The sequence below is a fragment of the uncultured Maribacter sp. genome (assembly GCF_963977385.1).
In the GTDB taxonomy this organism is placed as follows: Bacteria; Bacteroidota; Bacteroidia; order Flavobacteriales; family Flavobacteriaceae; genus Maribacter.
The window spans coordinates 408,512-434,927 of the sequence record NZ_CAXBOU010000001.1 but is presented as its reverse complement, the minus strand read 5'-3'; the positions used below and the strand labels follow the sequence as shown (position 1 = coordinate 434,927).

Annotated in this window: 23 protein-coding genes; 18 read left to right on the top strand and 5 right to left on the bottom strand. The window is 35.4% G+C overall.

The window, feature by feature from the left end; genetic code table 11:
• From AAC084_RS01845 to AAC084_RS01790, 12 genes are all read left to right on the top strand, one after another.
• Positions 1-762 (top strand): tetratricopeptide repeat protein, encoded by a 762-nt coding sequence (locus AAC084_RS01845; protein WP_339836128.1) that lies wholly within the window; start codon positions 1-3, stop codon positions 760-762.
• 58 nt (positions 763-820) lie between these two features.
• Entirely contained in the window at positions 821-1,117 is a 297-nt protein-coding gene (locus tag AAC084_RS01840) for a hypothetical protein (RefSeq protein WP_339836126.1), read from the top strand.
• Between the two features lie 305 nt (positions 1,118-1,422).
• Complete coding sequence (locus AAC084_RS01835) at positions 1,423-2,049, top strand: carbonic anhydrase family protein (protein ID WP_339836123.1); 627 nt, start codon at positions 1,423-1,425, stop codon at positions 2,047-2,049.
• A 97-nt stretch (positions 2,050-2,146) separates the two neighbouring features.
• The gene (locus tag AAC084_RS01830; RefSeq protein WP_339836120.1) at positions 2,147-2,773 is read left to right on the top strand and encodes a carbonic anhydrase; all 627 of its coding nucleotides are present in this window, start codon (positions 2,147-2,149) and stop codon (positions 2,771-2,773) included.
• A 54-nt stretch (positions 2,774-2,827) separates the two neighbouring features.
• Positions 2,828-4,702 carry a SulP family inorganic anion transporter gene (locus AAC084_RS01825; protein ID WP_339836118.1) on the top strand — a complete coding sequence of 625 codons (1,875 nt, stop codon included), beginning with the start codon at positions 2,828-2,830 and terminating at the stop codon, positions 4,700-4,702.
• Positions 4,703-4,773: 71 nt separating this feature from the next.
• On the top strand, positions 4,774-5,793 hold the full coding sequence (gene pheS, locus AAC084_RS01820) for a phenylalanine--tRNA ligase subunit alpha (protein WP_339836115.1): 1,020 nt from the start codon (positions 4,774-4,776) through the stop codon (positions 5,791-5,793).
• Between the two features lie 9 nt (positions 5,794-5,802).
• On the top strand, positions 5,803-6,198 hold the full coding sequence (locus AAC084_RS01815; RefSeq protein ID WP_339836112.1) for a hypothetical protein: 396 nt from the start codon (positions 5,803-5,805) through the stop codon (positions 6,196-6,198).
• Between the two features lie 254 nt (positions 6,199-6,452).
• On the top strand, positions 6,453-6,935 hold the full coding sequence (locus AAC084_RS01810) for a transcriptional regulator (RefSeq protein WP_339836109.1): 483 nt from the start codon (positions 6,453-6,455) through the stop codon (positions 6,933-6,935).
• Between the two features lie 102 nt (positions 6,936-7,037).
• On the top strand, positions 7,038-8,123 hold the full coding sequence (locus tag AAC084_RS01805) for an efflux RND transporter periplasmic adaptor subunit (RefSeq protein WP_339836106.1): 1,086 nt from the start codon (positions 7,038-7,040) through the stop codon (positions 8,121-8,123).
• Positions 8,124-8,160: 37 nt separating this feature from the next.
• On the top strand, positions 8,161-11,307 hold the full coding sequence (locus AAC084_RS01800; RefSeq protein ID WP_339836103.1) for an efflux RND transporter permease subunit: 3,147 nt from the start codon (positions 8,161-8,163) through the stop codon (positions 11,305-11,307).
• 7 nt (positions 11,308-11,314) lie between these two features.
• Positions 11,315-12,718 carry a TolC family protein gene (locus AAC084_RS01795; RefSeq protein ID WP_339836100.1) on the top strand — a complete coding sequence of 468 codons (1,404 nt, stop codon included), beginning with the start codon at positions 11,315-11,317 and terminating at the stop codon, positions 12,716-12,718.
• Positions 12,719-12,736: 18 nt separating this feature from the next.
• Positions 12,737-13,321 (top strand): TetR/AcrR family transcriptional regulator, encoded by a 585-nt coding sequence (locus AAC084_RS01790; protein ID WP_339836098.1) that lies wholly within the window; start codon positions 12,737-12,739, stop codon positions 13,319-13,321.
• Positions 13,322-13,334: 13 nt separating this feature from the next.
• On the opposite strand, the gene AAC084_RS01785 is transcribed toward AAC084_RS01790, so the two are convergent.
• On the bottom strand, positions 13,335-13,802 hold the full coding sequence (locus AAC084_RS01785; protein ID WP_339836095.1) for a CYTH domain-containing protein: 468 nt from the start codon (positions 13,800-13,802) through the stop codon (positions 13,335-13,337).
• A 52-nt stretch (positions 13,803-13,854) separates the two neighbouring features.
• On the opposite strand from AAC084_RS01785, the gene dinB reads away from it, so the two are divergent.
• The 6 genes from dinB to AAC084_RS01755 all read left to right on the top strand — a co-directional run bounded on the left by dinB (position 13,855) and on the right by AAC084_RS01755 (position 22,250).
• Positions 13,855-14,958, top strand: coding sequence for a DNA polymerase IV (gene dinB / locus AAC084_RS01780; protein ID WP_339836092.1), 1,104 nt, complete (start codon positions 13,855-13,857; stop codon positions 14,956-14,958).
• 109 nt (positions 14,959-15,067) lie between these two features.
• On the top strand, positions 15,068-15,493 hold the full coding sequence (locus tag AAC084_RS01775) for a hypothetical protein (protein ID WP_339836089.1): 426 nt from the start codon (positions 15,068-15,070) through the stop codon (positions 15,491-15,493).
• A gap of 135 nt (positions 15,494-15,628) precedes the next feature.
• Entirely contained in the window at positions 15,629-16,714 is a 1,086-nt protein-coding gene (locus tag AAC084_RS01770) for an efflux RND transporter periplasmic adaptor subunit (RefSeq protein WP_339836087.1), read from the top strand.
• 22 nt (positions 16,715-16,736) lie between these two features.
• The gene (locus AAC084_RS01765; protein ID WP_339836085.1) at positions 16,737-19,979 is read left to right on the top strand and encodes an efflux RND transporter permease subunit; all 3,243 of its coding nucleotides are present in this window, start codon (positions 16,737-16,739) and stop codon (positions 19,977-19,979) included.
• A complete protein-coding gene (locus AAC084_RS01760; RefSeq protein ID WP_339836082.1) occupies positions 19,972-21,423 on the top strand; it encodes a TolC family protein in 1,452 nt (483 codons plus the stop codon). Before AAC084_RS01765 ends, AAC084_RS01760 begins: the two co-directional genes overlap by 8 nt.
• Positions 21,424-21,725: 302 nt before the next feature.
• A complete protein-coding gene (locus AAC084_RS01755) occupies positions 21,726-22,250 on the top strand; it encodes a PAS domain-containing protein (RefSeq protein ID WP_339836079.1) in 525 nt (174 codons plus the stop codon).
• 71 nt (positions 22,251-22,321) lie between these two features.
• Here AAC084_RS01755 and pyk read toward each other — a convergent pair whose 3' ends face one another.
• The 4 genes from pyk to fabF all read right to left on the bottom strand — a co-directional run bounded on the left by pyk (position 22,322) and on the right by fabF (position 26,339).
• Positions 22,322-23,764 (bottom strand): pyruvate kinase, encoded by a 1,443-nt coding sequence (gene pyk, locus AAC084_RS01750; protein ID WP_339836076.1) that lies wholly within the window; start codon positions 23,762-23,764, stop codon positions 22,322-22,324.
• A gap of 2 nt (positions 23,765-23,766) precedes the next feature.
• Positions 23,767-24,231, bottom strand: a complete 465-nt coding sequence (locus tag AAC084_RS01745) for an IPExxxVDY family protein (RefSeq protein ID WP_339836073.1) — start codon at positions 24,229-24,231, stop codon at positions 23,767-23,769.
• Positions 24,232-24,346: 115 nt separating this feature from the next.
• Positions 24,347-25,081, bottom strand: coding sequence for a ribonuclease III (gene rnc / locus AAC084_RS01740; protein WP_339836070.1), 735 nt, complete (start codon positions 25,079-25,081; stop codon positions 24,347-24,349).
• Between the two features lie 7 nt (positions 25,082-25,088).
• Entirely contained in the window at positions 25,089-26,339 is a 1,251-nt protein-coding gene (gene fabF / locus AAC084_RS01735) for a beta-ketoacyl-ACP synthase II (RefSeq protein ID WP_339836067.1), read from the bottom strand.
• Between the last annotated feature and the right edge of the window lie 77 nt (positions 26,340-26,416).

Below are 26,416 nucleotides of genomic sequence, written 5' to 3'. Positions count from 1 at the left end.
ATGTTCAAAAAGCTAGCTCTATTTTTTAGCCTTTTTACAGTTCTATTGTGCACTGCTCAGAACGAAAGATTGTTCGAACAGGCTACTGATGCATATAATGACGGTGAATACAAAAAAGCTATTGACTTTTATACTGATATTTTGAATAACGGAGAGCACTCAACAGCTGTCTATTTCAACTTAGGCAACTCATATTACAAACTAAACGAAATTGCAGAGAGTATTTATTTCTACGAAAAAGCGTTATTGTTATCACCAAATGATGAAGAAACAAAAATCAATCTGAGCTATGCTCAAAATATGACTTTAGATGCTATAGACGCATTACCCGAGACTAGTTTGTCAAAATTATATAAAAATATAACGGGTAAATTAACTTTCGATCAATGGGCCTATTTTGCCGTAGCTTCAATGTTACTGTTTGTTCTATTATATATTCTTTTTTACTTTTCTAGCTCATCTTCTTTAAAAAGATGGATGTTCATTGGCAGCTTAGTCGCCTTATTCATTTGTATTATAACAATCGTTTTTGCTTTTATACAGCGAAGTGATTTTCAACACTTACAACCGGCTATAATATTCGCCGAAGAAAGCGCCATTAAATCTGAACCAAATGAAAAGAGTCAACAGGTTTTTGTAATACATGCCGGCACCAAAGTGAATGTCTTAGGCCAATTAGATGAATGGCATAAGATAAAACTAGCCGACGGTAAAACAGGTTGGATACAAAAAAATGAATTAAAGTTGTTAAAGGATTTTTAGAAATTTGTTAACAGTATTTAACCTTTTGAATATTATCTTTGCCACACCATTTCGGTGTATGAAACACATAGCACGCATTACTTTATTACTATTATGGCTTTTTGCAATTGCTGCACCAAGCATAATTACGCTATGCGATATTGACAACCCCATAGTCTTGAGCAATCTTAATGAAGAGGAACAGCAAGAGTCTGGAAAAAAATCAATGGGTGAAGAAAAATTTGTTAAAGAGAATTCACTTGATCTCTCTTTAATTGCCATTTACAAAAACTCATTTAATAGTAGCTTTCAAATTATAGATTGTTCTAATCTATCATTAGAAGTTTTATCTCCCCCTCCAAAATATATTTTGTAGTTTCTTTGATTTTCTGATGTTTAATTAGCCGATTCTAAAGTATAAAATTAACTGCTGATTGAACTATTAAAAAATCTAAAGAGACTAACTCCGAACTTATCATTGTGCGAATAATCCCCCGTCCAAAAAAATAGGACAATACTATTTATATCTAAAAATATTTAGATATAAATCTAGGGTCACAGATGATACTTTTTAAGACAGTAAAATCATATGAGTTAAGCATAATAAAACCACTCTTTGGCTTTACCCCTTATACTTAATTAACCAAAACAAATTTCCACTAGAATTTTATATATATCCTTATGAAAGCACATACAAAGGAAACTCAGGCCACGATGACTCCTGATAAAGCATTAAATTTTTTAAAAGACGGTAATCAACGTTTTCAAAACAACTTGAAAGCCAACCGGAACCTTTTAGAACAAGTTAATGATACTAGCGAAGGACAATTTCCATTCGCTACCATTTTAAGCTGTATTGACTCTAGGGTTTCTGCAGAATTAGTTTTTGATCAAGGGTTAGGCGATATTTTCTCCATTCGTATCGCCGGGAATTTTTCTAACGAAGATATTTTGGGCAGTATGGAATTTGGCTGCAAATTAGCCGGTACCAAATTGGTTGTTATTTTAGGCCACACTAGTTGTGGTGCTATAAAAGGTGCATGCGACCATGCTAGATTGGGCAATTTAACAGCCTTAATCAATAAGATAGAGCCAGCAGTAGATGCAGTAACAGAACCAACAGATGAAAGCCAAAGAAATTCAAAAAATCTAGAATTTGTTGACAAAGTTTCTGAGAAAAATGTACTTCTAACAATTGATAATGTCCGTAAAAATAGTCCTGTTCTATCAGAAATGGAAAAAAATGGAGAAATCAAAATAATTGGTGCAATGTATGACATATCAAATGGTGAAGTAATTTTTTATTAATGGTTTGATATTATTATTTTTAAAAAGGTCGGTAACGGTTTCGACCTTTTTAAAATATTAATGTGGAATTAGCCCTACTTTGTAAAAAAATCAAACCATGAACCTAGATACTGTTTTTGAAAACAATGAAAAGTGGATTGCTGAAAAATTAGAAACAAGTCCAGATTATTTCAAAGAGCTTGCTGAAGGTCAAAATCCTGAGCTTTTATATATTGGTTGTTCAGACAGTAGAGTTACAGCAGAAGAAGTAATGGGTGCAAAACCAGGCGAAGTTTTTGTTCATCGTAATATTGCCAATATGGTAATTAGTATTGACCTAAACGTATTATCTGTTGTAAAATATGCCGTAGATTATTTAAAAGTAAAACATATTATTGTTTGTGGACATTATGCATGTGGCGGCGTTAAAGCAGCGATGCAATCTGAGGATTTAGGTGTATTAAACCCTTGGCTACGAAATATACGTGACGTATATCGTCTTCATAGAGAGGAATTAAATGCCATTGAAAACGAAACAAAAAAATATGATAGGTTAGTAGAGTTAAATGTAAAAGAACAATGCGTCAACCTTATTAAAACAGCCGTAGTACAAAAAGCATATCGCGCCCATGGGTTAAAAGTACATGGATGGATATTTGACGTACATACAGGTAAATTAATAGACCTTAAAATAGATTTCGAGGGCTATCTTAAAAACATAATGGAAATCTATCATTTGGATTAACTAAAATTGCTTTGACGAACCACAAATTAGTCGCTTAGCACAAATTTAAATTTTATGAAAAAACTATTCTCAAACTTCAAGGGAGATTTATTTGGCGGTATTACCGCTGGTATTGTGGCTTTGCCTTTGGCATTGGCATTCGGTGTAAGTTCTGGTATGGGACCAAGTGCCGGTTTGTATGGTGCAATTTTTATTAGCTTTTTTGCTGCACTTTTTGGTGGGACTAATACACAGATTTCTGGACCAACTGCACCAATGACAGCAGTTAGTATGGTTGTTATTGCCGGTATTGTGGCAATAAATGATGGTAGTATCGAAAAAGCATTACCTGCTATTTTGGTTGTCTTCTTGTTAGCTGGTTTAATACAAATAGGATTAGGGCTCATAGGAATAGGTAAATATATCCGATACATACCCTACCCTGTTGTATCTGGATTTATGACCGCTATTGGTGTCATAATATTAGTAACCCAAATTCTTCCTGCTATTGGCTATTACCCTAAAGAGGATACGGAATTTGTGAATAAATATAAGCCTATGGCCGAGGAGATAATTTTGGATAATATTCTAAAAGAAGAAGCAGGGGAAGGCATCTTAGTTTTAGAAGATTTTAAAGAAACTATTTCGCGGGCAGAAGGTATTACCGAAGCAGATATGCTTAAAGAAGCACAGACATTGGCAAAATCAGAAGCCTCAGGAGTTGTAGGTGCATTAAAAATTTTACCAAGAGCTTTGAGAAACATTAATTGGTTAGAATTAATTCTTGCGTTAGCCACCATTATTATCATTTATGGATTTAAAAGAATTACAACTACAATACCCAGTGCCTTGGTCGCATTAGTTGTAGTTTCGGGCGTGGCCTATGTTTTTGGCTTAGATTATAGACCTATAGAACAAATACCTAGTGGTTTTCCCGTTCCTAATCTTAAAATATTTACCGAGTTTGAGCTCGGTTCTGTAACTCCCTATATTTTTACCGCGCTTACTTTGGCCCTACTTGGTGCTATTGATTCACTCTTGACTTCTGTAGTAGCAGACAACATGACCAAAACAAAGCACAAACCGAATAAAGAATTAGTTGGGCAAGGAATTGGTAATAGTATTGCCGCAATATTTGGAGGAATTCCAGGTGCAGGTGCGACGATAAGAACCGTAGTAAATATAAATGCAGGTGGTAAAACTAAACTATCTGGTATGGTTGCAGGTGTGTTGTTGTTAATCGTACTATTAGCACTTGGCCCAGTTGCCTCTCAAATTCCTGCTGCGGTTTTAGCCGGTATCTTGGTAACAGTTGGTATTGGGGTAATGGATTATAAAGGTTTAAAGGCAATACCTAGTTTACCAAAAGATATGAGCTTAGGTCCAATAAAATTCAGTTCCGAGGTGGTTATTATGCTGGTTGTATTGGTACTTTCCTCTGTATGGAATTTGGTGTATGCCGTTGGTGTTGGTTTAGTGATAGCTTCATTGATGTTCATGAAAAAAATGGGTGATTTAACAGCAGAACGCTCTGACGTTAAAACCTTAGAAAAGGAAGTGAATTGGCCAGATGAGGTTGCATTCCCAAAAAGTTTACAAGAAGAGGTATTTATCAAGCATTTGAAAGGTCCACTTTTCTTTGGGTCTACAAGTGAGTTTCAACAAATGGCAGACCAAATACCACGAACCGCATCGACCGTTATTATAAGAATGGGCCGCATGCAATACATGGACCAGTCTGGACTATATACTTTGGAAGATGTTTTGATTAGCCTTAGAAAATCTGGTATAAATGTACTATTCGTTGAAGTTCTAAAACAACCAAGGTATATGATGGAACGCGTTGGTGTTATTCCTGATTTAATTCCACAAGAGCATATTTTTGCATCCTTTGATGAATGTCTTACTTGGGTAAAAGCCAATGTAAAAGATAAATTCCCTGCGAACTAAACCATCAAAACCGATAAAAACATATTCTACCTGTTTTAAAAGTTATAAATTTGCGGCTTTAATCAACATTTATGATTGATAAGATAAAGGAACAGATTATTGAAGTGAACTCTTTTACAGCTGATAAATTGGCTGACGTAGAATCGTTCAGAATTAAATATTTAGGCAAGAAAGGAATTTTAAATGACTTTTTTGCCGAGTTCAAGAATGTTCCAAATGAACAGAAGAAAGAATTCGGTCAAACGATAAACGAACTAAAGCAGGCAGCAACTGAAAAAGTAGAGATTTTAAAAGAAACTCTAGAGAACAGCAATGCTGATGAAAAGATGTTCGGGGATTTGTCACGACCAGGAAATCCTATTGAGCTTGGTTCACGCCATCCTATTTCTATCGTGAAGAATCAAATAATCGATATCTTTTCAAGAATAGGTTTTAATGTATCTGAAGGACCTGAAATAGAAGATGATTGGCATAATTTTACTGCATTGAATTTACCAGAATATCACCCAGCACGTGATATGCAGGATACTTTCTTTGTTCAAACTGACCCAGACATTCTATTACGTACCCATACCTCTTCGGTTCAAGTACGATACATGGAAAATAATAAGCCTCCTATTCGAACGATATCTCCTGGTAGAGTCTATAGAAATGAGGCTATTTCAGCGAGATCTCATTGTTTCTTTCATCAAGTAGAAGGATTGTATATTGATAAAGATGTTTCTTTTGCAGACTTAAAACAAACATTGCAGTATTTCACGACCGAACTTTTCGGAAAATCAAAGATTAGACTTAGACCATCCTATTTCCCATTTACCGAACCAAGTGCAGAAGTTGATGTTTATTGGGGTCTAGAAACTGAGACTGATTATAAAATGACTAAAGGAACTGGTTGGTTAGAAATTATGGGTTGTGGTATGGTAGACCCCAATGTTCTTAAAAACTGTGATATTGATCCAGAGGTATATTCTGGTTTTGCTTTTGGTATGGGTATCGATCGTATAGCACTATTACTTCATCAAATTTCAGACATTCGATTGTTAAGCGAAAATGATTTGCGTTTTCTAGAGCAATTTAAAAGTGCTCTTTAATTTAAAGTTGTGAAAAAGGATATTGAAATACCTGTCGTCAAAGATGTTCATGTTGCCATTGTTCGCGAATGGAACGAGGAATTCTTAGACAAGGATTGGAATGCATATATTATCAATAACCGTACGGCGCCAATTGAAATGACCATGGTAGTTTCAAAAGGATATGAAGGTGACCGTAAAACTTCAGTTATGAGACATGCAGTCGGTGTTGTAAAAGCCAAATCGTTTAAAAAAATCGAGGTGGTACAAGAAGATGTACTGGTTTTAAATAATGAATTCTTTGTCACTTTCTATGCTGATAATAAACTGTATGAAAAACGGTTTATTTTTGAAAAAAACAGCGTAAACGAAAATAATCTTAGTACCATTCTACTTATAGAAAAGGATGGAATATTTGCGGAATAAGCAGTACTCAAAATATTCAACGCTACTACCGATTCTTCCTTATTTAAGATTCTAGAGCTTAGAATTAAGCTAAAACCAGTTGCTTTTAACTATTAAAACAGTCGAAAATAATATTTAATTCTCTAATTATCAATTAGTTACTCATCACCTTTCCTTACGATAACAAAACTTTAACTCATTTTAAGAAAATTTAAGTTCTTTTGGTTTGTTTGCTACCGAACTAATCATACCTTTGTTGCTTTAATTCTTGAATTATGAGTAAAGAAGAGATAAAAAATAAGTTAATAGAAGAGCTTGGTGTTCATTTTGAATCTGAGTATGACCTACCACCATTGGCTGCTAGAATATATGCAAACTTAGTTATCACGGAAGAAGACGGACTTACTTTTGAAGATTGTCTTCTTAAAAGAGGTGCTAGCAAAAGTTCAATATCAACATCCCTTAACCTTTTATTGCAAATGGATTTTGTAAAGTATTTTACAAAATCAGGAGACCGTAAACGTTATTTTAAGATTGCTGAAAAAAATACTTTCTTCATCAAAAAGCTAAATCGTTCATTAAATCAACTGGAAAATGAAAGAGAAATGATCGATAAGATTACAGCGTATAATAAGCAGTACCGTCCAGAGAAACATCAAGAAAATAAAAATAAAATAACAGTATATGCCAAGTGTATTTCAGACATGACAACGAGCCTTAAAACAACTATCGAAGAATTAAAAAAACAGCAAAAATAATTTTTTTATCAATTTAGTTCGTTTTTTACCGAACATTCTGAATTAACAAAACCTTAACAAGGCCATATCAATAATCTAATTACAAACAAACATCCATCTAAAATGAAAAAGTTATCAATTATAGCAATTTTAAGTGCTACTCTTCTTTTGAGTTCCTGCTTTGGAACATCAGAAAAACCTGCACAAGGACCTGTTGCTCCACCCCCACCAAGTTTAAAAGTAGGTGAATTGAAAAAACAAGACCTTACCGTTTTTAAAGAATTTTCTACCACTCTTGAAGGAAAACAAAATGTAGAAATATGGCCAAAAGTGGCGGGCTTTGTTCAAAGAGTTTACGTAGATGAGGGTCAAAAAATTAAAAAAGGTCAACTTCTATTTAAATTGGAAACCCAAACTTTAAATCAAGATGCTAATGCTGCAAAAGCTTCCGTAAATGTTGCCCAAGTTGAAGTTGACAAGCTAAGACCGTTAGTTGAAAAAAACATTATCAGTCCTGTTCAGTTAGAGACTGCTAAGGCACAACTTGAGCAGGCTAAGGCTAGCTACCAAAGTGTGGCGTCAAACATAGGCTATTCTAGTATTACAAGTCCTGTTGATGGTTACATTGGTGAAATTCCTTTTAAGATAGGCGCTCTGGTAAGCTCTAGTATGGCGAAGCCATTAACTACTGTTTCTGATGTTAGTGAGGTTCGTGCGTATTTTTCTATGAATGAGAAAGAGCTTTTAAAACTTAAAGAGTCTATGCCAAAAAATGATAAAAACTTTTTGGATATTGAAAAGGCTCCGAGTGTGACCCTAATTATGATAAATGGCGAAGAATATGCTGAGCCTGGTAAGATTGCTATGATAAATACTATCATAAACAGTACAACCGGTAGTGTTACTGCTAGGGCTGATTTTAATAATAAAAGTAATTTATTAAGTAGTGGTAGTACCGGAAAAATTAAAATTCCAACAATTTTCAAGAATGCATATGAAATTCCTCAGGTAGCTACAATTGACCTTCAAGGTAAGAAACTAGTTTACATACTAAAAGATGACAATACCGTGACCACTATGCCTATTGATATAGTTGCGAATACTCAAAAAGGGTTTATCGTTGAAAAGGGAATTGAAGAAGGAACTACTATTGTTCTTGAAGGTGTAACTAAATTAAAAGACGGAATGGTCATAAGCCCGGCCAAGTAAGAATCCGCCATCCATCATAATACATAAATAGAGAACAATGTTTCAAAAATTTATAGATCGTCCCGTACTATCTACGGTTATATCGATTATTATAGTCATTCTAGGTGTTTTGGGTCTAACGACCTTGCCTATTGAACAATATCCTGAAATAGCACCGCCAACCGTACAGGTTACGGCTACTTATACAGGTGCTAATGCGGAGACCGTACTTAATAGTGTTGTTACACCGTTGGAAGAACAAATAAATGGTGTTGAAGGCATGTTATACATGACCTCTAACGCAAGTAACGATGGTGCCGCTACCATAAATGTATTCTTTGAACTTGGTACAGACCCAGACATTGCAGCGGTAAACGTGCAGAACAGGGTGGCTCGTGCCAATAGTGTTCTACCACAAGCTGTAGTACAGACTGGTGTAATCACCCAAAAGTCTCAGACTAGTGCGCTTATGTTCTTTTCATTGTTTTCTGATAATGATAATTACGATGCCACTTTTGTTGAAAACTACGCAAGAATAAACTTAGTACCTAAATTACAACGTATTAAAGGTGTTGGTAATGTTACGGTTTTTGGAGCCAAGGATTATTCTATGAGAATATGGATCAACCCAGAAAAGATGGCTGCTTACAACCTTATGCCATCAGATATTCAAAGTGCACTTAATGAGCAAAATCTTGAGGCAGCTACCGGAAAAATTGGTGAAAATGCTGATGGTGTTTATGAATATGTACTGAAATATAAAGGACGTCTTTCAGAAGAAGCCCAGTATGAGGATATAATTATTAGAGCTCAGGAAAACGGACAGTTTTTACGCCTAAAAGATGTTGCTGAAGTTGAATTGGGTGCCTTTAACTATGGTACCAAAAATGAAGGTATGGGTAAACCCGGTACCGCAGTTGGTATATTTCAAACATCTGGTTCCAATGCAAACGATATCATTAATTCCATTCAAACAATTTTAAAGGAAAGTAAGCAAGACTTTCCAAAAGGGCTTGATTATATAATACCGTACAATACTAAAGATTTCTTGGATGCATCTATAGACCATGTTGTCATGACTCTTATTGAAGCGTTTATATTAGTATTTATTGTGGTATTCCTGTTTCTTCAAGATTTTAGGTCTACCTTAATACCTGCTATTGCTGTACCAGTTGCAATTGTAGGTACGTTCTTCTTTCTCTCTTTATTTGGGTATTCCATAAACATGTTAACGCTTTTTGCGATGATACTTGCAATTGGTATTGTGGTGGATGATGCCATTGTGGTAGTAGAGGCGGTTCATGCCAAGATGGAAGAAGGGGCCAAAGATGCAAAGGTCGCTACCAAATCTGCAATGTCAGAGATTTCCGGGGCTATTATATCAATTACCTTGGTTATGTCGGCCGTATTTATTCCGGTTTCGTTCATTTCTGGTTCTTCGGGAGTTTTCTACCAACAATTTGGTATTACACTGGCTATCGCTATTCTAATTTCTGCAGTAAATGCGCTAACGTTAAGCCCTGCACTTGCAGCACTTTTCTTAAAGCCGCATAATCCATCAGAAGAACATAAAAAAGGTATAACCAAGCGTTTCTTTGGTGCTTTCAACACTGGTTTTGATGCGATTACTAACAAATATGTTGGGTCTGTTAAGTTCATTGCCAAAAGAAAGTGGATAACCATATTAGCATTGGTATTGTTTACCGGTGTAACTATTGTGTTGTTTCAAACAACGCCTTCAGGATTTATACCGAATGAGGATAGGGGTCTTGTTTTTGCTGATATTAGTTTACCTCCGGGAACAACTTTAGAGCAGACGCAAAAAACCGTGAAGAAATTAGATTCTATTTATGCTTCAATGGATATCATAGAGGCTAGAATGAATATTACTGGTTTTAGTTTATTGAACAGAGTAAATGGTGGTTCTTATGCCTTCTCTGTACTTCGTCTTAAAAACTGGAGCGAAAGAACAGAGCCATCACAATCTGTTGATGCTGTAGTTGGTAGTCTTTTCGGTAAAACTGCAGGTTTAAAAGATGCAAAAGCGTTCTTTTTTACACCACCAAGTGTTCAAGGTTTTGGTAACTCAACAGGTTTTGAAATGAACCTACAGAGTAAAGATGCGGATGATTGGCAGACTGTTGGGCAAACCACAAATGAATTCTTAGCTGCATTGAATGCTAGGCCTGAGGTTAAATATGCCATTACACAGTTCAACCCTAATTTTCCACAATACGAAGTACTGGTAGATGTTGAAAAAACTAAAACCGCTGGTTTAGCAGTGACAGATGTTTTCAGTGCCATGCAAGGATATTATGGAGGATTATACACTACAGACTTTAATAAGTTTGGTAAGCAATACCGTGTAATGATTCAGGCGAAACCAGAAGATAGAGCCAATGAACAATCCCTTAACCATATTTATGTAACTAATGGAAATGGTGAGTCGGTTGCCGTATCACAATTCGTTTCATTGAAGAAAATTTATGGTCCTGAGATTGTAAGTAGGTTTAACCTTTTGAGCTCAGTTAAAATTAACGGCGCCATGAATCCTGGTTATTCCACAGGTGATGCCATTAAAGCTATTGAAGAGGTTTCTGCTCAGATATTGCCCTCCAATTACACGTACGAATATTCAGGTCTTACAAAAGAAGAGAATAGTGCAGGTAGCCAGACGATCATCATATTTATATTGAGTTTGGTTTTTGTATACTTTTTATTGAGTGCGCAGTACGAGTCTTATATTTTGCCGTTTGCCATATTACTTTCATTACCAGTGGGTATTGCAGGTGCTATCGGATTTATAAACGTGGCAGGACTTGAAAATAACATCTACTTTCAGATTGCACTAATTATGTTGATTGGTTTACTTTCTAAGAATGCTATTCTTATTGTGGAGTTTGCGCTTCAGCGTAGAAAGCATGGCATGTCTATACTAGATTCGGCTTTAGATGGCGCAAAAGCGCGACTTAGACCAATTTTAATGACTTCATTCGCCTTTATTTTCGGTTTGATGCCTTTGGCCTTATCAACAGGTATTGGAGCGGTTGGTAATAGATCTATCGGTATGAGTGCGGTTGGTGGTATGTTAATAGGTACCATATTTGGGGTGTTTGTTATACCAGCCTTATATGTCATTTTCCAAACCATTCAAGAGCGCATAACTGGAGCTCCACAAGAAACCATTGAAGAATCAAAGAATTAGAAAAATCATGAATAAATTAGTAACAAATAAACTTATTCTGGTAGCCGTACTTCCGCTATTGCTGCAGTCTTGTTTTACGGCAAAAACGTACGAAAGACCAGAAGTAGAAATCGATAATCTGTACAGAACCGATAATCTGCCGCAAGATAGCGTGTCATTTGCATCAGTCTCATATAAAGACCTTTTTACAGATATACATTTAAAAACGTATATACAAAGAGGACTTGATAACAACTTGGATATTCGTATCGCATTACAAAGTATAACAGCTGCACAGGCATATGTTAAACAGGGTAAGGCTGGATATTTGCCTACCGTAAATGGTACGGCTACCGCAACAAGAACGGCAAAGACCAGTGAAAACGGTCAATTTGGAAGCTTTTTCACTCAGCCATATAACCAGTTTGAAACTTCTGGTACTGTTTCTTGGGAAGCTGACATTTGGGGCAAAATTAGAAGTACCAAACGTGCCAGTGATGCAAGTTACTTACAGACTGTAGCAGCCCACAAAGCTGTAAAAACAAGTCTAGTAGCGCAAATTGCCATTACGTATTATCAAATATTAGCATTAGACAAACAGATCGCGGTAACAGAAGAGACGATAGAAAACCGTTCTAAAAGTTTAGAGACTATTACAGCTCTTAAAGAAGCTGGACAAGCCAACCAAGTTGGTGTAGACCAAACTGCCGCCCAACTTTATGGTGCTCAAGGTCAATTATTAGATCTCAAAAATTCATTGTATCAAACAGAGAATACTTTAAGCATTTTATTGGGAGAGCAACCTCAGTCCTATGAACGCAGTTCTTTAGACGAGCAGTCTTTAGCCAATGAAATGAAACTCGGTGTTCCTGCCCTTTTACTTCGTAATAGACCAGATATCATGCAAGCGGAATATAGTTTGGTAAATAGTTTTGAGATGACAAATGTTGCTAGAAGTAACTTTTACCCATCTATTACGTTATCGGCACAAGGTGGACTACAAAGTTTAGAGCTTGATAATTGGATAGATTCGAGCTCTATTTTCGCCAATCTTGTTGGCGGACTTACGCAGCCAATCTTCAACGGTAGAAAAATAAGAACAGCTTATGAAGTAGCACAGGCACAGCAAGAGCAATCTTTATTAAACTTTAAAAAAGTGCTGCTAACTGCAGGAAAAGAGGTGTCCGAAGCTTTATACGATTATAATAACTCGGTAGAAAAAGAAGTTTTTGTTTCTAAACAAGTTATAGCATTGAAAAGAGCAGAAACCAATTCTGAAGAATTATTGAATAGTGGATATCTAACCTACTTAGACTTATTAACCGCCAGAGAAAACTCTCTGAATGCTGAGTTAAACTTAGTCGATAATAAGTTTTCTCAGTTATCAGCAACAGTTGAGTTGTACCGTTCTCTTGGAGGTGGGTGGCAATAAGATATTGTATATAATACTATGCAGAAAAGGAATGAATATTTAGAGCAAGCATTAACGCTTTTTTCTTTTTATGGATGTAAAAGGGTCGGAATGGATGATGTCGCTGAGACCCTTGGCATCTCTAAAAAAACATTGTACGAGTTGTTTGAAAATAAGAACAATCTAGTTCAAGAAAGCGTTGCTCTACTGCTTAAACGTACTCATGATAACATGAGTAGATTTTTTCAACTACCTGAACAATCTTCAGATCCGTTTAACAAAATTATTCATATTTATAGCGTGGGACTTAAGGAGTTAAGAAACTTAAGTCCTACTTTTTTATTTGGGTTAAAGAAATATTATCCACAGGCATATAAACTATATGATGACTTTACCCAGACTATAGTTTGGACATATGTTCTAGACCTGCTTCAAGAAGCGAGGAACAACGGTGAACTAAAAGACAACATTAATATTAAATTGATTTGTGAGCTATTTCTTCTTCGAATTAACGAAATTGTATTGCCAAATCGTGATTTCTTTGACAGCTATACTACAGAAGAATTATTAGAACATTTAATTATAGTACCGCTACAGGGAATTAGAAAACTTAAAACTAATTGAGTATCTCGAAAACTTACCACGTTTTAAATGGTTTCTTACTTAATTGAGAATTATAATACTTCACCTTCCCAGTTACTTCTTTACCCAGCCATTCAGGTTTTTGAAATGCTTCGTTTTCAGAATTCAATTCTATTTCAGCAACCGTTAACCCTTCATTATCACCATAAAATTCATCTACTTCATATACGTGATTTTCAGCCGGAATTTCATATCTACATTTCTCTAGAATTCCTTTTTCGCATAATTTTAATAAAGCATCGGCCTCTTCTACAGAAATCTCTTTTTCCCATTCAAATCTAGAGGTACCCGATGTGTTAGATTTACCCTTAACAGTAATAAACCCTAAATCACCTTTAATTCTTATTCTAACCGTTCTATTGGCATCGGTATTTAAAAATCCCTGAACTATTCGCGTTTTAGAACTTGCTAAAGATTTATAAGAATCTGATTTTACTAAAAATTTTCGCTCAATTTCTATCATATGATTAGGTACATCTACTATCCTTAAACTAAGATAAGTCTTAAATTTGCTTATGCCCAATGAAATACCTCAACGGAAAATTATCCATGTCGATATGGATGCATTTTATGCATCTGTAGAAGAGCTAGATAATCCTAATTTAAAAGGAAAACCATTGGCGGTTGGCGGTAGCGAAAAGAGGGGTGTTGTTTCTGCTGCCAACTATGAAGCTCGTAAATATGGAGTACGAAGTGCCATGAGTGGTTATTTAGCCAAAAAAAACTGTCCACATATTACGTTTGTAAAACCCCGATTTGAGCGGTATAAAGAGATTTCTAAAAAAATAAGGTCCATATTTTTCGAATACACCGATTTGGTTGAGCCGTTATCACTTGACGAAGCTTATCTTGATGTTACCATAAATAAAAAAGGAAATCCTTCGGCAACTTTATTAGCTACAGAAATTAGACAACGTATTTTAGAGGAAACAGGTTTAAATGCATCCGCAGGAATATCTATTAATAAATTTATTGCCAAAGTAGCAAGCGACATCAACAAGCCTAACGGACAAAAAACAGTAAACCCAGAAGAAGTAATTCCATTTTTAGAAGCCCTAGAAATTCGTAAATTTTATGGCGTAGGTAAAGTTACTGCTGAAAAAATGTATCAATTGGGCATTTTCACCGGAATTGATTTGAAGACAAAACCAATTGAGTTCCTAGAAAAAAAATTTGGAAAGAGTGGCAGTTACTATTACAATGTAGTTCGAGGTATTCATACGAGTGAAGTTAAACCACATCGTATTCCTAAATCGGTAGGTGCAGAAAGAACGTTCAATGAAAATTTAAGTAGTGAAATTTTCATGTTAGAACGTTTAGAGCATATTGCGCAAGAACTTGAACGAAGACTTAAAAAAGCCACAATTGCCGGTAAGACGATTACCCTTAAAATAAAATACAGTGATTTTACCCTAAATACTAGAAGTAAAACAATACCTTATTTCATTGCAGACAAAACGCTAATATTAGAAACTGCTAGAGAATTGTTGTATCAAGAAGAGCTACAAAACTCAGTTCGACTGCTCGGTATTTCCCTTTCTAACCTAAACACTGATAGTAAGGCTATTAAAAAAGATGAGGATAAATCAATATTGGTACAACTAAAGTTCGATTTCTGAATATTCAACCCTTAATTAACCTCTTTTATCTAAAAATTACCCCTGTTAACAAAAATTAACGGCATTTACTTGTGCAGCCCAATTCGCTAGAATAATTTTGACCTCTTAAATGAAAAAGAGTTTCTTAAAGTTTCTTCTTTCTATTTGTATACTTCTGACTAGTGTATGCAACCCTCTATTTGCTAATATCAATATAGGAGAATCTTTATTACATATTAACGACCAATATTTCACAACATCAACAAATAATAACCTTTTAAATGGTGTTCAAAATCAGAATGCCACAATTAAAGGCTCCCTTGATAATGTTGATAAGGTTCTAGAAATAGATGCTACTGAAATTGAGGAAGAAGAAAGTGAAAATTCTTTTATAAAAAAGGGAGGAGATTTTTACTACTCCTCAGCAACATTCTATCTTTTATCACTATTATTCTTATTTAGTTTCTTCACGAATAACAATAGATTTCAAAGGCTATTTACCCATTTTTATTATGTAAATAGGCGCTTCATTTTATTTCAAGTATTTAGATTATAATTTTTTGGGCAATTTCTATTGCCCACACTACTTCTTCATTTGGGCTTGTTAGATATAAAATTCTAAAGCCCTAAAATTTCATGCGTTTACGCATTTCCATAAACTCATAGTACCAATCATTTTAATTTAAAAGTTATGACCAAGAGAATTCTCCTGTTCGCCACCGTATGTGCATTATTTTTATATACTAGCTGCGAATCAAAAAAAGAGAAAAAGGAAGAACATGCCAAATTCCTAGTTACCAGTCCTATAAAAAAGGACACTTCAATTACCAAAGATTACGTCTGCCAAATACATTCTATAAGGCATATTGAAGTTAGGGCTCTTGAAAAGGGCTACTTAAAACAAATTCATGTAGATGAAGGCCAATACGTTAAAAAGGGCCAGCAGATGTTCAATATTATGCCCAACATTTACGAGGCAGATTTGCAAAAAGCAAAAGCAGAAGCAAAAGTTGCAGAAATAGAATTACAAAACACACAGTTATTATTAGACGGTAATGTTGTATCGAAAAATGAGTTGGCCATGGCTAAAGCAAGTTTTGATAAAGCTAATGCAGAAGTTTCCTTGGCACAGACCCATTTAGGATTTACAAATATTCGTGCACCATTTGATGGTATTATGGATCACTTGCATGTTAGAGAAGGAAGTCTTTTAGATGAAGGTGAATTATTGACCACCTTATCTGACAACTCTAAAATGTGGATTTATTTTAATGTTCCCGAAGCGGAATACTTAGACTATATCATTAGCACGGATAAAGACTCTAAAAAAGAGGTGGGTCTTTTAATGGCCAATAATAAGTCATTTAACCAAACAGGTATTGTTGAGACCATAGAAGGTGAATTTAACAATGCCACTGGTAACATTGCATTTAGAGCAACCTTCCCAAATCCTGATAAAATACTAAGACACGGTGAAACCGGCAGCATTCTTATGACGGTTCCTTTAAAAGGTGCCTTAATAATTCCTCAAAAAGCAACTTTCGAGATTTTAGATAAAAAGTTTGTATTTGTTGTTGGTCAAGACAATGTCGTAAAACAACGCGAAATTTTCATTGGTGCAGAAATGCCAAACTTATTTGTTGTAACCAAAGGGTTAACCGAAAAGGATAAAATTATTCTTGATGGTATACGTATGGTTAAAGAAAATCAAAAGATAGAGTCTGAGTTTGTAACTCCTAAGAAAGTGCTATCAAGTTTAGATTTATACACAGAATAACACTATCCAAATACAATAAGATATGTTCAAAAGATTTATACATAGACCGGTATTGGCTATTGTTATTTCGGTAATCATAGTTTTTACAGGGTTATTGGCAATTAAACAATTACCAATTTCCCAGTTTCCAGAAATAGCCCCTACCACGGTGAATATTTTCATCGCCTACCCAGGTGCAAGTGCAGACGTACTAATTAACTCTACCATTATTCCTTTAGAAACCGCTATAAACGGTGTACAAGGAATGCGCTATGTTGCTTCAGATGCTACAAGTGCTGGTGAAGGAACATTACGTATCATTTTCGAACCCGGTACAGATCCTAACCAAGCAGTAGTAAGGGTTAAAACTAGGGTAGATCAAGTAATGCCCAACTTACCCGAGTTAGTGCAAATGGAAGGAGTCGTAATTACTCCCGTACAACCCAGTATGTTGATGTACGTAAACTTGTTTAGTAATAATACAGAGGACAATGAATTGTTTCTCTACAATTACGCTTATACTAAAATTGTTCCTGAAATTCAACGTATCAATGGTATTGCAAGTGCCCAAATTTTGGGTAGCCGTAAATATGCTATGCGTGTTTGGTTGAAGCCAGACCGAATGAGAGCCTATAATGTATCTGCAGAAGAAGTTATGGAAGCCATGCAAGACCAGAGCATTGTAGCAAGGCCTGGTAGATTAGGTGGTAGTTCAGGTAAGAAATCACAATCTTTAGAATATGTGCTTACCTATGAAGGCCGTTACAATGAACCTGAGCAATATGAAAATATAATTGTAAGAGCCAATGAAGAAGGGGAAATTCTAAAATTGAAAGATGTAGCTGATGTTGAATTGGGTAGTGAATTCTTTGATATTTACTCCAATTTAGATGGTCATCCTTCAGCTTCGATGATTCTAAAACAGACTGTTGGTAGTAATGGTAAAGATGTAATTGATGCCGTAAAGGCTAAATTGGAAGAGCTAAAAGTAGATTTACCTCCTGGCTTAGAATACCAAGTAAGTTATGATGTCTCTAATTTTCTAGATGCCTCAATTGAACAGGTTCTGCATACACTTAGAGATGCATTTATTCTTGTAGCTATAGTAGTATTCCTCTTTTTAGGAGACTGGCGTTCTACCTTGATACCTATAATTGCAGTACCGGTATCTTTAATTGGTTCTTTCTTTGTAATGCAAATGTTCGGGTTATCAATCAACCTAATCACACTTTTTGCTTTGGTACTGGCTATTGGTATTGTGGTAGATAACGCCATTGTTGTCGTCGAAGCGGTACATGTTAAAATGGAAGAAGAAAACCTATCGCCTTACAAAGCCTCGTCAGAAGTTTTAGGTGAAATTGGTGGTGCTATTGTAGCGATTACCCTTGTTATGGTATCGGTATTTATCCCTATTTCCTTTATGTCTGGCCCGGTTGGGGTTTTCTATAGGCAGTTCTCCATTACAATGGCAGGTTCAATTATAATTTCAGCCATAGTGGCCTTGACACTTACTCCTGTTCTTTGTGCCATGATGCTCAAAAACAACCATGGTAAAGCAAAAAGGAAATCTCCAATAGACAAATTTATTGACTGGTTCAACAAAGGCTTTGAGCGTTTGACAGGTAGCTATGTAAAGCTTTTGAATAAAATTGTTGCTAGAAGAGTCGTAACCTTTGGTATTCTAATCGCTTTCTGTATAGGTATTTTTATAACCAACGAAACACTTCCAGCTGGTTTCATACCTAATGAAGACCAAGGTATGATTTATGCCATTATTCAAACACCTCCAGGGGCAACTTTAGAACGTACTAATGATGTAGCAAGAAAGTTGCAGAAGATATGTGAGGAAATGGATGGTGTAGAATCAGTAGCCTCATTGGCAGGTTATGAAATCATGACCGAAGGTAGAGGTTCAAATGCTGGTACTTGTTTAATTAACCTAAAACCATGGTCTGAACGTGAACATTCCGTTCATGAAATCATGGAGGAATTGGAAGAAGAAACGAAAGATCTGGGAGCTGTAATTGAATATTTTGAACCCCCTGCAGTACCTGGGTTTGGTTCTTCTGGTGGTTTCTCTCTTCGTTTATTAGATAAGACTGACAATACCGATTATCATGTATTCGAAAAAATCAATAATGACTTTATGAACGCTCTTGGTGAACGTAAAGAGCTAACTGGTCTATTTACATTTTATTCAGCCAATTACCCACAGTATGAGCTTAAGATTAATAATAAAATAGCGATGCAAAAGGGTGTTACCATTGGTAAGGCTATGGAAAACCTAAACATTCTAATAGGTAGTACCTATGAACAAGGTTTCATTAGATTTGGTAGGTTCTTTAAGGTTTACACACAAGCTGCTCCAGAATACAGGGCTCTCCCTTCAGATTTAGAGAAGCTTTTTGTTAAAAATGAAGAGGGAGAAATGGTGCCCTACTCTGCATTTATGACTATGGAAAAGAAATTGGGACCCAATGAGATAACCAGATATAACCTTTATAATTCTGCTGCTATTAATGGACTACCGGCAACTGGTTTTACAACTGGTGATGCAATTAATGCTATAAAAGAAGTCTCAAAAGAAACGCTTCCAGCAGGTTATGACATTGCTTGGGAAGGACTATCATACGATGAGGCAAACAGAGGAAACGAATCATTATACATATTTATCATCGTTTTGATTTTCGTTTATTTCGTTCTTGCCGCACAATATGAAAGTTTTCTTCTTCCATTTGCCGTTATTCTTTCCTTACCGGTAGGGATTCTAGGGTCTTTTGCATTATTAAAAATGACTGGCTTAGCCAATGATGTATATGCTCAGATAGGGGTAATTATGCTCGTAGGTCTACTAGGAAAGAATGCAGTATTAATTGTTGAATTTGCTGTGCAGAAACAAAGACAAGGAGCAACTGTTCTTGAGGCCGCCATAGAAGGCTCAAGAGCTAGATTCAGACCTATTTTAATGACTTCATTTGCATTCATCGCAGGGTTAATTCCATTAGTATTTGCTTCTGGAGCTGGTGCTATCGGAAACCGTACCATTGGTGGTTCTGCATTAGGAGGAATGCTTATCGGTACCATATTCGGAGTTATAATTATCCCAGGACTATATTACGTCTTTGCGAAATTAGCCGAAGGTCGAAGTCTGATTAAGGATGAATCTTTTGAGCCTATTTCAGAAGAATTAATGAGAGCAAGTGAAGGTGAAAGCAAAACCAAACAAGCAATCAAAGAATTAAGGACAATGATTAAAAAATTAACCAAAAGAGAAAACAATGATTAAGACTATAAAATTCTTTAAAAAGCGTGGAAAACTGCTTTTGGTGTTGTTACTAAATGTAGGTATGTTTTATTCCTGTGTTCCTACAAAAGAACTTAAGCAGGAAAATAAAAATCTACCGTCACAGTATGCACAACAATCGACAGATTCTACAAATAGTGCTATCGTACAGTGGAAAGATTTTTTTAAGGACGACAACTTGATAAAACTCATTGACACCGCCTTGGTAAACAACCAAGAGTTGAATATTATGTTGAAGCAGATTGATGTTGCTCAGAATGAAGTCAAAGCCAGAAAAGGAGAATACTTACCTTTTATTACTTATGGTGCAGGAGCCGAGGTTGAAAAAGTTGGTGAATACACACGAAACGGAGCAGTAGAAAAAAATCTAGAAATTAAAGATGGTGAAGAATTTCCTGAGCCTTTAACTTATTATTCTGCTGGAATTTTTGCCTCTTGGGAACTTGATATCTGGAAAAAACTACGCAATTCTAAAAAGTCAGCTGTTCTTGAATACCTTTCAAGCATAGAGGGTAAAAACTTTATGGTGACTAGAATTATTGCAGAGATTGCAGATTCATATTACGAACTACTAGCTCTAGACAATCAATTGGCTTTTATAGAACAAAACCTTGAATTACAAGGTAATGCTCTTATGATGGTTCGATTACAAAAAGAAGCTGCCCGTGCCACTGAACTTGCTGTAAAAAGGTTCGAGGCAGAGGTTTTCAAAAACCAAAGTCATAAGTTTGAGGTACAACAAGAAATTGTTGAAATGGAAAACAAACTTAATTTTTTAATAGGTCGTCAACCGCAACGTATTGCACGTAATTCAGCGAGTTTTATTGAAACCCAGATGGACACTATTTACTCAGGAGTTCCTTCTCAGTTGTTGCAAAACAGACCCGATATTAGACAAGCAGAATATGAATTAGAAGCAGCAAAACTCAATATCAAAGTTGCAAGAGCTAATTTTTATCCTAGCATAGGCATAAAAGCTGGTATTGGATTACAGGCTTTCAATCCGAAGTATTTAACAACTACTCCAGAATCGCTTATGTATAGTGCTATGGGTGATATCGTAGGACCTTTAATCAATAGAAACGCTATAAAAGCAAACTACAATACAGCAAATGCTAAACAAGTACAAGCAGTTTATGAGTTTGAAAAAGCTATTTTGAATGGTTATATCGAAGTTGTAAATCAACTTTCAAAAATGGAAAACCTTAAAAAGAGTTATGATTTAAAGGAAAACCAAGTGAAGGCATTGACCGCTTCCATAGATCTATCTACTCGTTTATTTCAATCTGCAAGAATTGAATATATAGAGGTTTTATTAACCCAACGAGAGGCTTTAGAATCAAAAATGGAGCTTGTTGAAACTAAAAAAGACCAGTTAATGGCTAGGGTAAATGTTTACCAAGCGTTAGGTGGTGGATGGAATTAAAAATTTTACTTCTTCAGTTTAATTAGTTTGTACGCAGACCCTAATGAAATTTTTCATTAGGGTCTGTTTTATAGCACTATTCTCTTCATAAACAAGGTCATATACTTGGCTTCCCTCTCTATTTTTAAGCATATTCCAGAATTTGTGTTCAACTTTTTAATTATAATTCTAACTTAAATCAAAGTTTGTTTAAACACTTATGTTAATGCTTACTAAATACTATCGCCATTTTGTATGATTTTTTAGTTTTATACCAAATTGCTGTGAAAAAGAAATTTACCTATTACTCTAAACTAAATTGCATGATAGATTTAAAAGATTACGAGAATGCCGTAATCAAGTTTAGAAAAAGTCTAAAGTTTTCCATTCTCCCCATACTCTCGTGGGATTTCTATTCCCAAAACTTTGAAAACATTAAAAAATCTGAAGAGGATATGGTTTCTTTGATGCGTTTGGTTTCCTCAAACTCTTGGAATTTTAATACTCAGGTATTAGATGATAAATTAAAGGTCGAGAAAAACGTTATTGTTGTAACCGATATTCATTTGAACATAGTTTTTGCTACCAAAAATATTTGGGAAATGAACCAATATCATCCGAAGGAGATTTTAGGTAAAAAACCTAAAATGTTTCAAGGACATAAGACTTCAAAATCTACACTTAAAATTGTTTCTGAAGCTGTTAAATCAAGTAAACCTTTTGAAGTTACCATAGTAAACTATCGTAAAGACGGGTCAACCTATAACTGTCGGATTCAAGGTCAGCCAGTTTTTAATGAAAAAGGGGAAGTCGTTAATTTTATTGCCTTTGAAAAAGAAGTTGCTTAACTCGAATAACAATACAAGTAAAAAAGGGTCGCTTTTCAGCGACCCTTTTTTTATTTATTACTATAGAATGACTAAATATCTTTAGATTCTATTTCAGTTACTCTTAATGTATTGACCATACCTTTATCTTTCATTGGCATTGCCGCAAGACTAACTAACATATCGCCAACTTCAATATACCCTTTCTTGAATGCCATACGATTTACATCCTCAATCGTATCATCGGTAGATACGTTCTTATCATAATAAAAGGCCTTAACTCCCCATAAAAGATTCAATTGAGTAAGAATCCTTTTATTCGATGTAAATACAAGAATATGTGCACTTGGTCTCCATGCCGAAATTTGAAAGGCGGTATATCCACTATTGGTTAAAGTCGAAATTGCCTTAGCCTTAATTTCATTTGCCATTAAAGCAGCATGATAACAAATAGATTTTGTTATAAATCTTTTCGTACGAATATGTGGTGGATCATGAGGAACATGAATTAAATCTGAACCTTCAACACTCTCCAAAATACTTGCCATTTTTTGAATAACCTCAACAGGATAATTACCTACAGAAGTTTCACCAGATAACATTACAGCATCAGCACCATCCATTACCGAATTGGCCACATCATTTACTTCTGCTCTAGTTGGTGTAAGACTAGTGATCATGGTTTCCATCATTTGCGTTGCAATGATTACCGGAATCCTAGCTTTTTTAGCACGTAGTACTAGTTGTTTTTGAATTAATGGAACTTCATGTGCAGGAACTTCTACACCTAAATCTCCACGCGCAACCATAAGTCCATCGCAATATGCCACGATTTTATCAATATTCTCTACCGCCTCAGGCTTTTCAATTTTAGCGATAATTGGAATTTTATGGGCAGAATGCTTATTGATGATATTTTGAAGGTCAATCAAATCTTGACTGAAACGAACAAATGAAAGTGCCATCCAATCTACTTCTAAACTGATTGCAAATTCGGCATCCTTAATATCCTTTTCTGTCAGTGCAGGTAGTGAGATATTTGTGTTAGGTAGATTTACACCTTTCTTAGATTTCAGTGGCCCGCCTTGTATAACCTTGGCTAAAACTTCATTTATACCATTAGTTTTAACTACCTCAAACATTAATTTACCATCATCTAAAAGAATACGTTCACCAGCCTTTACATCTCTAGGGAATTCTTTATAGTTCATGTAAACTCTTTCAGCCGTACCCTCAAATGGCTCACCAGTAACAAATGTTATTTCATCACCAGGGCTAACAACTACATCACCCGCCATTACACCTACACGTAATTTAGGACCTTGTAAATCTGCTAAAATGGAAGTATTTGTATCCATTTCCTCATTTAATTCACGGATCATTTTAACGCGCTCTCTTACATCGTCATAATCGGCATGGGAAAAATTTATTCTGAAGACATCTACTCCGGCATTTATCATGCTCCTGAGTACCTCTTTCTTGCTCGTTGCAGGCCCTAATGTGGCTACAATTTTCGTCTTTTTTACAGTTGGCATTTTTAAAATATTAAATTGTTCTTTGATTTCAGTTTTTCTGTACTTATTTCATACGCCGCCATAACTCTGGGCAACATAAGTATCTTCTTAATTAACGAGTTTGTATCGAATTCCTTATCCGTTTCTATTTTCAATAGATAATCAACATCCTTAAATTCAGGTATAAGCCTTGGCTTAGTATATGTTGTTTCGTTCTGGAATAAATCATTATTGGGGATAAGCTCTTGTTCACTGCTGTGGTTAGCAACTAACACCCAATACATATCATGAAATTCGTCATCCCATTCAAAAATTGGGAATGATTTATTTTCGGCAAGATTAAAATTCTTTCTTGCTCTAACAAATTTAGCTTTAATACTCTGATTCAATCCATAGACCAAAGCGTAATCTGCTAATGTAGTGTGTAAAGCGATTACTATAAAAGATTCATCATAAAAATCGTCATTTATTTTATAAATAGCTGCCATACTCCAATAAAAGGGTAAATATAAAACTAATAAGCTTTAAAGCCTAGTTTCATAAATTGATAAAAACGTTTCAAAAGTTATTAAAATGTTAGCATTTTAATATTTAAGCTGAGGATTAATTCTCCATTTTATCTTGAAGTGCAAAGAAGGCTCTTTTTGAAGCTCTTTCCTCTGCCTTCTTTTTAGAAGTTGCCCGTGCTTTTGCTACCACATGACCTCCAATAGAAAGTTTAACGGCAAAATGCTTTAAAGGATCATTTCCTGTATCCTCATAAACATCGAAATCAAAAGCTTTCTTTTGTTTTTGACACCACTCGATTACCAAACTCTTATAGCTAATAACCCTCCCTTCTAATTGTTCAATATCTACATAGGGTTCTATTACCCTTTTCTTAATGAATTTTAGACAGTAATTGTACCCTCTATCTAAATATATTGCACCTACCAAAGCTTCAAAAACATTACCGTGAATATTTTGTCCAAAATGGGATTTAGGTATTCTACTTTCTACAAAATTGATTAATCCTAAATCTTTACCTAATTCATTAAGGTGTTCTCTACTTACGATTTTAGAGCGCATCTTAGTAAGATAACCCTCATCACCTTCAGGAACTACATTATATAGATGTTTAGAAATTATGGTACCTAACATAGAATCGCCTAAAAATTCTAATCGTTCATAATTCATGGCATTCCCCTCATCATCCTTTTTATTCATCGACCTATGTAGAAAGGCCTTTTTATAAATGGATAATGTTTTGGGTTTGAATCCTAATATTTTGGTAACCCCCAAAAAAAAATCCCCATCCTCTTTAGGATGGGAATTAAATAAGTTTGTGGGAAAAGACATAAAATAATTAATCTAATTTTTTAAAAACCACACATGCATTATGGCCACCAAAACCAAATGTATTACTCATAGCCACTTTCACATCTCGTTTCTGTGCTTTGTTCAATGTAAGGTTTAAACTAGGGTCAATATTCTCATCAACCGTAGTATGATTTATCGTAGGTGGTACAATACCATGTTCCATAGCCAAAATTGAGGCAATGGCTTCAATAGCTCCTGCAGCACCTAATAAATGCCCGGTCATGGATTTTGTAGAGTTTATGTTTATGTTTTTAGCATGTGCTCCAAATACTTGGGTTATTGCCTTAAGTTCAGCAACGTCACCTAAAGGTGTAGAAGTACCATGTGTATTAATGGCATCAACATCTTCTATAGATAGACCTGCATCTCTTAAACAGTTTTCCATTACTCTAACTACTCCGATTCCATCAGGATGAGGTGCCGTCATATGATAAGCATCACTAGACATTCCGCCACCTGCTACTTCAGCATATATTTTTGCTCCTCTTGCAATTGCGTGCTCATACTCCTCTAGAACCAATGCCCCTGCTCCTTCTCCTAATACGAAACCATCTCTGGTTGCATCAAAAGGTCTTGAAGCCGTTTCCGGACTTTCATTTCTAGTAGATAGCGCGTGCATTGCTCCAAAACCACCCATACCTGCAATAGTAACCGCAGCCTCACTACCTCCTGTTACGATGACATCGCAATGTCCTAAACGTATATAGTTTAAGGCATCTATCATTGCATTGGCCGAAGAGGCACAAGCAGAAACAGTAGTATAATTAGGCCCCATGAAACCATGCTTAATGGAAATATTTCCTGGTGCAATATCTGCAATCATCTTTGGAATAAAGAATGGATTGAACCTTGGAGTACCATCTCCATTTGCAAAATTCATTACTTCATTCTGAAAAGTTTCCAAACCACCAATACCTGCTCCCCAAATAACTCCAACACGAAATTTATCGATTTTTTCTAAATCTAATTTAGAATCAAGAATAGCCTCGTCAGATGATACAAGTGCATACTGTGCAAATCTATCTAGCTTGCGGCCTTCCTTTCTTTCAAAATGATCTTCGGTGCTGTAATTCTTTAGCTCACACGCAAATTTGACTTTGAACTTTTCTGTATCGTAATAGGTGATGGGTGCAGAACCGCTTTTACCGCTGATTAATGCTTCCCAATATTCCTCAATATTATTACCTATCGGGGTAAGTGCCCCCAATCCTGTAACTACAACTCGCTTTAACTGCATTTAACTTAATTATTTGTTTAAATCTAAACCAAGCGTAAATTAAAAAAAATTATCCATGCGGAGCATTTACCACATGG

Bases quoted from the DNA above. Each gene is read 5' to 3' on its own strand.
- AAC084_RS01805 (WP_339836106.1), top strand. From the start codon at position 7,038: ATGAAAAAGTTATCAATTATAGCAATTTTAAGTGCTACTCTTCTTTTG.
- AAC084_RS01795 (WP_339836100.1), top strand. From the start codon at position 11,315: ATGAATAAATTAGTAACAAATAAACTTATTCTGGTAGCCGTACTTCCG.
- AAC084_RS01770 (WP_339836087.1), top strand. From the start codon at position 15,629: ATGACCAAGAGAATTCTCCTGTTCGCCACCGTATGTGCATTATTTTTA.
- AAC084_RS01825 (WP_339836118.1), top strand. From the start codon at position 2,828: ATGAAAAAACTATTCTCAAACTTCAAGGGAGATTTATTTGGCGGTATT.
- pheS (WP_339836115.1), top strand. From the start codon at position 4,774: ATGATTGATAAGATAAAGGAACAGATTATTGAAGTGAACTCTTTTACA.
- AAC084_RS01745 (WP_339836073.1), bottom strand. From the start codon at position 24,231: ATGGCAGCTATTTATAAAATAAATGACGATTTTTATGATGAATCTTTT.
- AAC084_RS01755 (WP_339836079.1), top strand. From the start codon at position 21,726: ATGATAGATTTAAAAGATTACGAGAATGCCGTAATCAAGTTTAGAAAA.
- fabF (WP_339836067.1), bottom strand. From the start codon at position 26,339: ATGCAGTTAAAGCGAGTTGTAGTTACAGGATTGGGGGCACTTACCCCG.
- AAC084_RS01835 (WP_339836123.1), top strand. From the start codon at position 1,423: ATGAAAGCACATACAAAGGAAACTCAGGCCACGATGACTCCTGATAAA.
- pyk (WP_339836076.1), bottom strand. From the start codon at position 23,764: ATGCCAACTGTAAAAAAGACGAAAATTGTAGCCACATTAGGGCCTGCA.
- rnc (WP_339836070.1), bottom strand. From the start codon at position 25,081: ATGTCTTTTCCCACAAACTTATTTAATTCCCATCCTAAAGAGGATGGG.
- AAC084_RS01785 (WP_339836095.1), bottom strand. From the start codon at position 13,802: ATGATAGAAATTGAGCGAAAATTTTTAGTAAAATCAGATTCTTATAAA.
- AAC084_RS01845 (WP_339836128.1), top strand. From the start codon at position 1: ATGTTCAAAAAGCTAGCTCTATTTTTTAGCCTTTTTACAGTTCTATTG.
- AAC084_RS01810 (WP_339836109.1), top strand. From the start codon at position 6,453: ATGAGTAAAGAAGAGATAAAAAATAAGTTAATAGAAGAGCTTGGTGTT.
- AAC084_RS01830 (WP_339836120.1), top strand. From the start codon at position 2,147: ATGAACCTAGATACTGTTTTTGAAAACAATGAAAAGTGGATTGCTGAA.
- dinB (WP_339836092.1), top strand. From the start codon at position 13,855: ATGCCCAATGAAATACCTCAACGGAAAATTATCCATGTCGATATGGAT.
- AAC084_RS01790 (WP_339836098.1), top strand. From the start codon at position 12,737: ATGCAGAAAAGGAATGAATATTTAGAGCAAGCATTAACGCTTTTTTCT.
- AAC084_RS01765 (WP_339836085.1), top strand. From the start codon at position 16,737: ATGTTCAAAAGATTTATACATAGACCGGTATTGGCTATTGTTATTTCG.
- AAC084_RS01840 (WP_339836126.1), top strand. From the start codon at position 821: ATGAAACACATAGCACGCATTACTTTATTACTATTATGGCTTTTTGCA.
- AAC084_RS01760 (WP_339836082.1), top strand. From the start codon at position 19,972: ATGATTAAGACTATAAAATTCTTTAAAAAGCGTGGAAAACTGCTTTTG.
- AAC084_RS01800 (WP_339836103.1), top strand. From the start codon at position 8,161: ATGTTTCAAAAATTTATAGATCGTCCCGTACTATCTACGGTTATATCG.
- AAC084_RS01775 (WP_339836089.1), top strand. From the start codon at position 15,068: ATGAAAAAGAGTTTCTTAAAGTTTCTTCTTTCTATTTGTATACTTCTG.